Origin of the sequence: Bartonella tamiae Th239, from assembly GCF_000278275.1 — a bacterium.
Classification (GTDB): domain Bacteria; phylum Pseudomonadota; class Alphaproteobacteria; order Rhizobiales; family Rhizobiaceae; genus Bartonella; species Bartonella tamiae.
The window spans coordinates 689,399-691,593 of record NZ_JH725147.1 but is presented as its reverse complement, the minus strand read 5'-3'; the positions used below and the strand labels follow the sequence as shown (position 1 = coordinate 691,593).

The following is a 2,195-nucleotide window of genomic DNA, read 5'->3' as shown; positions in this document are numbered from 1 at the left end:
CCACTTTCAGACGTATAGCCAGCACCCATTGCCACAGCGCTTTCACCTTTCCAATAACCAGAACCAAATGCTACACCAATAGAACCTGGTTCATCAAAGTAACGCAAGTTGGAAGCCGCAAGACCAATTGCTGCTGCTTGACGTGCTTCTTTCTTTGCTTCTTCAACACCATTGGCCAATTGATTAAACCGCATGTCTGTATAGCGATTAGACGATGCAACAGCTTCATCCATACGCTGATCAGCATAGGTTTTCGATTCATCCAATACTGTATTCATCTGCGTTTTAGCATAGCTATATAATTGGCCACCATTGATCGCTTCTTTTGAGCCTTCTTCAATACGGCCATCAGCAACATTGTTAATGGTGACACCTTTATCGCGATCACCACCCTGTAAGGTCATCGTGTTGGTTCTTTTGCCATTTTCATCTTTATCATACATCACAGCATTATCGACAACACCTTGAATACCGGTTTCTATATTATCAATACGCTGATTTGTATCCCAAAGTTGACCACCATTAACAGCATCAGTGGAACCCGCTTCAACCTTACCATTTGCAACATTGGTAATGTTTTGCGGTGAACCTGTTCCATGACTTGCATCATAAGCATTCAGATCATTGTTCCATTTTAATGAATCACCGCTGTCAATATTACCTCCGTTAACAACATCTTCAACTTTGCCAACACGATCATTCACATTTCCAAGACTTTGGTTCAAACCACCCAGGGCATCACCAACATTATTATATCTTCCTGAAGAAACAGAACCATCTGCACTAATACTGCTGACTTCATAAGTTGGACCTCTCCAAGCACCATTAGCAAAGCCGGCACCACCACCTAAAAATGAGGCTATTTGGTTATTCATGGCAAATATCTGTGCACCATTGACCGCATCAGTTGATTGTGCATCAATTATACCATTGGCAACATTCGTGATCTTCGAATTAGAGCCGCCATGGATTGCACTATAAGCCCCAGCTTCATTATTCCATGTCAATGCATCATTTTGAAGACCACCGATAGACGTGTTTATATCATCTACACGATTGTTGACATAATTCACATTTCCATCAAGTGCATTTAAAGCACTGCCAACATCATGATAATCTTGTGTCGTACTGCGTGTTAATGACTCTGAACCCATCGATGTTAATGTATATGTTGGAGCTTTACCAGCAATAATATCAGCTCCACCACCTAAATAACTATTAACATTGCGATTGATTGTTGTCACATTGTTATTGGCTTCAAAAAGTTGAGCACCTGTAACCGCATCTGTTGACTCAGCACTGAGTTCAGCTGCCGAAAGATTACTTAAACGTTGTGTTTTGCCAGGAGCACCTGCTGAGCCTCCAACAGCCGTCAAAACAAGTCGATCAGTCGCAGGACCATTGGCTTGTTCAGGGGCAACACGTTGAACAACACCTGCCGTACCGTTTGTAATAATATTATTAACATTACCTTCAACAGACGTCACTCTATCATCAATATTCGTCACATTCGTATTGGTTGCAAAAAGCTGTGCTCCTGTCACAGCTTCCGTAGACTGCGCATTAAGCGCACCATCTGCAAGGTTAGACAATCTTTGTGCCACACCAGGTTGTGCCGCTGTTCCGTCAATTGCCGTCAACACCAATTGATTGGTCGCAGGTGCATTTTCCCCTGTAGGTGCAACACGTTGAACAACGCCCGCCGTACCATTCGTAACAATATTGGTGATTTGATCACCAATATTTGTAACATCACCTTGAATATTATTAATCGTATCGCCAATAGTGTTAACATTACCTTCAACAGACGTCACTCTATCATCAATATTCGTCACATTCGTATTCGTGGCAAAAAGCTGTGCTCCTGTAACCGCATCTGTTGAATTAGACGAAAGGGTTGCTGCTGCAAGGTTAGACAATTTTTGTGCCGCACCAGGTTCTCCCGCTGTTCCGTCAATTGCCGTCAACACCAATTGATTGGTCGCAGGTGCATCTTCTCCTGTAGGAGCAACACGCTGAACAACACCCGCCGTACCAGTCGTCACAATATTGGTGATTTGATCACCAATATTTGCAACATCACCTTGAATATTATTAATCGTATCGCCCTGACTGGTCAAAGTATTATTTACGCCACCAAAGGCTGCTGCAACATTATTGTAGCTTTGACCCTGTACCGTAAAGCTTGGCGCTGT

Annotated in this window: 1 protein-coding gene; it reads right to left on the bottom strand. The window is 42.9% G+C overall.

The window, feature by feature from the left end:
• Positions 1 to 2,195: YadA-like family protein (locus ME5_RS10495; RefSeq protein ID WP_008038327.1), on the bottom strand; the 2,195-nt coding region annotated here is incomplete at both ends.